5 protein-coding genes and 1 pseudogene are annotated in these 5,133 nt (G+C 42.5%); 5 read left to right on the top strand and 1 reads right to left on the bottom strand.

The features are described from left to right. The 5 genes and pseudogenes from PAN06_RS12835 to PAN06_RS12855 form a co-directional block, all read left to right on the top strand. Positions 1-406, top strand: a pseudogene (locus PAN06_RS12835) (ABC transporter permease); the annotation flags it as partial. A gap of 9 nt (positions 407-415) precedes the next feature. Then, a complete protein-coding gene (locus tag PAN06_RS12840; protein WP_269796517.1) occupies positions 416-1,057 on the top strand; it encodes a type II CAAX endopeptidase family protein in 642 nt (213 codons plus the stop codon). 17 nt (positions 1,058-1,074) lie between these two features. Beyond that, complete coding sequence (locus PAN06_RS12845; protein ID WP_000832185.1) at positions 1,075-1,305, top strand: hypothetical protein; 231 nt, start codon at positions 1,075-1,077, stop codon at positions 1,303-1,305. Positions 1,306-1,459: 154 nt separating this feature from the next. Next, the gene (gene aspS, locus PAN06_RS12850) at positions 1,460-3,223 is read left to right on the top strand and encodes an aspartate--tRNA ligase (protein ID WP_269796518.1); all 1,764 of its coding nucleotides are present in this window, start codon (positions 1,460-1,462) and stop codon (positions 3,221-3,223) included. After that, positions 3,201-4,142 carry a YitT family protein gene (locus tag PAN06_RS12855; RefSeq protein ID WP_045606596.1) on the top strand — a complete coding sequence of 314 codons (942 nt, stop codon included), beginning with the start codon at positions 3,201-3,203 and terminating at the stop codon, positions 4,140-4,142. The genes aspS and PAN06_RS12855 overlap by 23 nt, the downstream gene beginning before the upstream one ends. Positions 4,143-4,170: 28 nt before the next feature. Here PAN06_RS12855 and PAN06_RS12860 read toward each other — a convergent pair. Beyond that, the coding region (locus PAN06_RS12860; RefSeq protein ID WP_269796519.1) for a LacI family DNA-binding transcriptional regulator at positions 4,171-5,133 on the bottom strand (963 nt) is incomplete at its 5' end.

The following is a 5,133-nucleotide window of genomic DNA, read 5'->3' on the forward strand; positions in this document are numbered from 1 at the left end:
CATTCTCCCTCTGTTGATTATGTTGCTTGGAATGATTTTACTACCAATCTATTTTAAAGTGGATGTATCAGGTTACTTATTGGCCTATGTTATCTATTTGGTCTTAGCAGCTATTAGTGTTATTTTTCTCAACCTTCTAATCGGTGCAGTGTCAGATACTCAGTCTAAAGCGCAAGTTTATAGTATGTTTCCTGTGTTTATCGTCTCTTTTTTACCCATGATTGCTCTTCAAAATGATACGGTTCAGAAAGTGTTGGATTACTCTTTTATTGGTCCAATTGTAAATCTTTTAAATAAAAAAGGTGGGGAAATATCTTTTTCTAATATTGGTATGTTACTTGCCTGGGTACTTGTGTTAGGAATAGCGAACCTCTTTGTATTGAAAAATAGCTATAAAGCAAGATAGGAGATTTATATGAAACTACTTAAAAACCTCGGCTGGTTTCTTCTAGCCATTCTATCCTTTTACTTTATCTATGGTCTGGTTCAGAGCATGGCGCTGTCAGCTCTTGGACTAGGGGCTTCAATCTTTGGAGTCTTACCACTTTATGTCGTCCTGTCAGGGGCCTATGTTTATGGAGTTTACAGATGGTATCAGACAGAAAAGGTTAGCATCCAGACGACTGCTTTTAATCGTCATATCTGGTTGCCTACTCTGGTTTTGCTAGTGGCTATTACAGCCCAGTTCTTTTTACCAGAAGATCCGTCGGTCAGTCAACAAATCGTATCTCAACTGACAGTGGAACAGCCTGCATTTGGTTTCTTTATGGTGGTGGTCTTTGCTCCTTTGACGGAAGAACTTATCTTTAGAGGGATGTTAGCACGCTACCTCTTTCCTAAGCAGGACAATAGCAAACAAACTCTGATTTTTCTTCTGGTATCAAGTGTTCTGTTTGCCTTGATTCATTTCCCAGGTGATGTGCAACAATTTTTTGTCTATTTCAGCCTTGGTTTTAGTTTGGGCTTGGCTTATATTAGCAGAAAAGGTCTGGTCTATAGTATTTCTCTTCACGCTTTGAATAATTTAATCGGCTTTTTGATGATACTCATGCTATAATAGAGTCAGGAGGTCACATGAAACGAGTAATTTTATTAGCAGTGATTCAAGCAGTCGTTCTATTTTTCATCATTGGAGCGTTAGCTTATGCTTTCAAGGGAGATTTCTTCTACAACTATCTAGCAGTTGTCTTTGCCCCTATTGCAGGTGTCTTGCGCTTTGGGACAGCTTACACAACGGAAATTGTCTTGCCTCGAAAGGCAGCCGAAATTGCTGAAAAGCGTAAAGCAGGCAACAATTCAAAATAAAAGAGTCCGGTGAACTTCATCGGATTTTTGTATGGACGTCAATTTTTAGAGTCTTCACTTGATTTTTAAAGACTGGCAAACTTTTCTGATGATTTTCATGAAGAGCCTGCGCTTTTATGGTAAAATAGTAACAGAATAAAAGAGGAGAGAAAACATGAAACGTAGTATGTATGCTGGTCGTGTTCGTGAGGAACACATCGGACAAGAAATGACCTTGAAAGGATGGGTTGGTCGTCGTCGTGACCTTGGTGGTTTGATCTTTATCGACCTTCGTGACCGTGAAGGAATCATGCAGTTGGTTATCAACCCTGAAAAAGTTTCTGCAGAGGTTATGGCAACAGCTGAAAGCCTTCGTAGCGAATTTGTTATCGAGGTGACTGGACAGGTCGCTGCGCGTGAGCAAGCCAATGATAAGTTGCCAACTGGTGCAGTTGAGTTAAACGTGACAGCTCTGAAAGTGCTTAATACAGCTAAGACAACCCCATTTGAGATTAAGGATGGCATTGAGGCCAATGACGATACGCGTTTGCGTTACCGTTATCTTGACCTTCGTCGTCCAGAAATGTTGGAAAATCTTAAACTTCGTGCTAAGGTGACCCACTCTATCCGCAACTACTTGGATGAGTTGGAGTTTATCGACGTGGAGACACCATTCCTTTCTAAGTCAACTCCTGAAGGGGCGCGTGACTATTTGGTGCCATCTCGTGTTAATAAAGGGCATTTTTACGCTCTTCCTCAAAGTCCGCAAATCACTAAGCAGTTATTGATGAATGCTGGTTTTGACCGTTACTACCAAATCGTTAAATGTTTCCGTGACGAGGACTTGCGTGGTGACCGCCAGCCTGAGTTCACACAGGTTGACTTGGAAACATCTTTCCTTACTGAGCAAGAAATCCAAGATATCACAGAAGGCTTGATTGCGCGTGTCATGAAGGAAACTAAAGGCATCGAAGTGACGCTTCCATTCCCTCGTATGAAATACGATGACGCTATGGCTCTTTACGGTTCTGACAAGCCAGATACCCGTTTTGACATGTTGCTTCAGGACTTGACAGAAGTGGTCAAAGGTGTAGACTTTAAAGTCTTTTCAGAAGCACCTGCTGTAAAAGCCATTGTGGTCAAAGGCGCTGCGGACAATTATTCACGTAAAGACATCGACAAGATGACAGAAGTAGCCAAACAGTATGGTGCCAAAGGTCTTGCTTGGGTCAAGGTTGTTGATGGAGAATTAAACGGACCAGTTGCTAAGTTCTTGACAGGCATCCAAGCAGAATTGACAACAGCGCTTGCACTTGAAGATAAGGACCTCGTTCTCTTTGTGGCGGATACGCTTGAAGTGGCCAATGCAACTCTTGGTGCCCTTCGTGGACGTATTGCCAAAGAGCTTGGCTTGATTGATAACGATAAATTCAACTTCCTTTGGGTAGTTGACTGGCCAATGTTTGAATGGTCTGAAGAAGAAGGCCGTTACATGAGCGCCCACCATCCATTTACTCTACCACAGGAAGAGACTGCTCACGAATTAGAAGGTGATTTGGCTAAGGTTCGTGCCATTGCTTACGATATCGTCTTGAACGGTTATGAGCTTGGTGGTGGTAGCCTTCGTATCAATCAAAAAGACCTTCAAGAACGCATGTTCAAGGCTCTTGGTTTCTCAGCCGAAGAAGCAAATGACCAGTTTGGCTTCCTTCTTGAAGCCATGGACTATGGTTTCCCACCACACGGTGGCTTGGCTATCGGGCTTGACCGATTTGTCATGCTCTTAGCTGGAGAAGAAAATATCCGTGAAGTCATTGCCTTTCCTAAGAACAACAAGGCAAGTGACCCAATGACACAAGCTCCTTCAACAGTAGCGCTCAAACAACTAGAGGAACTAAGCTTACAAGTAGAAGAAGATGAAACAAGCAAAACGAATTAAGCGGTGGCGCTATTATCTGCGCCGCTTTGCTCATCAGATAAAAATTTTACGTGTCTTACAAAGTATCTCTCGTGAGAAGTATGACGAGAAGATTTCGGCTTCTCTGGTCTATGGATTTTTATCAGCAGTGGCGGTCAATTTCTTTTTCCAACCAGGTCATGTATATTCGAGTGGTGCGACAGGTCTGGCACAGATTATCTCTGCCTTGAGTAATCACTGGTTTGGTTTTCATATTCCAATTTCGCTAACTTTCTACGCCATTAATTTTCCTTTGATGGTCTTGGCTTGGTATCAGATTGGTCATAAGTTTACTGTCTTTACCTTTATCACGGTATCCATGAGTTCCTTCTTTATCCAGTTCGTCCCTGTGGCGACCTTGACGGAGGATCCCATTATCAATGCCCTTTTTGGAGGTGTTGTCATGGGCTTGGGGATTGGTTTTGCTCTTCGCAACAATATCTCCAGTGGTGGGACGGATATCGTCAGTTTGACTATTCGCAAGAAAACAGGTAAGAATGTCGGTAGTATTTCTTTCTTGGTAAATGGAACCATCATGCTGATAGCAGGTTTGACCTTTGGTTGGAAATACGCTCTCTACTCTATGATTACCATCTTTGTCTCTAGCCGTGTGACAGACGCTGTCTTTACCAAGCAAAAACGGATGCAGGCTATGATTGTGACCAATCATCCAGAGAAGGTAATTGAAAAAATCCATAAAAAATTGCACCGCGGAGCAACCATGATCCACGATGCAGAAGGAACCTATAATCACGAGAGAAAGGCAGTTTTAATTACTGTCATTACACGTGCAGAGTTTAATGAATTTAAACAGATTATGAAACAGGTGGATCCAGGTGCCTTTGTCTCTGTATCTGAGAATGTCCATATTTTGGGACGGTTCGTTGAAACAGAAAATTAGTAACTAAAAAACCAGCGCGAGCTGGTTTTTATTTTTCGATAATTTTGTGGGCAATCAACTGACGGTAGCAAATTTGTTTATTGCTTTTAGCATCGTTGATAATCTGGAGGATAGTTTCAAGAGAAACACGACCAAGTTCTAGGCTATTGATATCAACATAGGCCGCCAAGTTGAGCTTGGGATTGACTGAGTCGAAACTGAGAACAGGGACATCGAGTTGGTGCTTAGCGATATAGTCACAGACCCCTTCGGCTAGGAGACTATCGGTTGTAATGATAGCATCAATCTGAGGATCATGCTGAAAGAGGAGCTTACTAAATTGATACCCTTTTTCTTCTAAGAACTCCGTTGCAAAATAGGTTAAATTTCCATCAATAGGGAGTTGGTATTGTTTGAGTGCTGACTCATAGCCTGTTAAGCGGTCTTGCGTTACGAAGAGTCGCTTAGTTCCTCCAATGAAGGCAATTCGTTTGCAGCCTTTTTTGATAAAATATTCGGTTGCATCAAAACCAGCTTGGACATTGTCGTTGTCGACAAGGGGGATGAAAGGTGAAATGGATTTTCCTAGGATGAGGAAGGGAAACTGCTCATCAGCGACCAGCTTGACTAAGGGATCTTCCTCTTCGGCATAAAGGAAGATTAAACCATCCACACGTTTGCCGTAAACCATCTGTGAGATCGCTTTAAGGCGCTCTTTTTCATCTTTACCTGTTGCAATCTGAATTGCATAGTGGTTTTCAGATGCGACTTGGGCGATACCACGGAGGACAGATGGGAAGAAAGGATTTTGATAGAAGGCGTCTGAGTCGTCAGGAAGAACCAAGCCGATAACTTGGGTATAACTGCTTACCAAACTACGAGCGTTGAGGTTGGGGTGGTAATTGAGCTCCTTCATAGCCTTACGAACGCGTTTTTTTGTTTCGTCGCTAATGGTTGATTTGTTTTGAATAACACGGGTTACGGTTGAAGGCGAAACACCAGCAGCCTTGGC

The sequence above is a fragment of the Streptococcus sp. SM3 genome (assembly GCF_027497875.1).

What these genes read in the sequence shown, in the direction of transcription:
- PAN06_RS12845 (WP_000832185.1), top strand. Translation starts at nt 1,075, where the DNA reads ATGAAACGAGTAATTTTATTAGCAGTGATTCAAGCAGTCGTTCTATTT.
- PAN06_RS12855 (WP_045606596.1), top strand. Translation starts at nt 3,201, where the DNA reads ATGAAACAAGCAAAACGAATTAAGCGGTGGCGCTATTATCTGCGCCGC.
- PAN06_RS12840 (WP_269796517.1), top strand. Translation starts at nt 416, where the DNA reads ATGAAACTACTTAAAAACCTCGGCTGGTTTCTTCTAGCCATTCTATCC.
- aspS (WP_269796518.1), top strand. Translation starts at nt 1,460, where the DNA reads ATGAAACGTAGTATGTATGCTGGTCGTGTTCGTGAGGAACACATCGGA.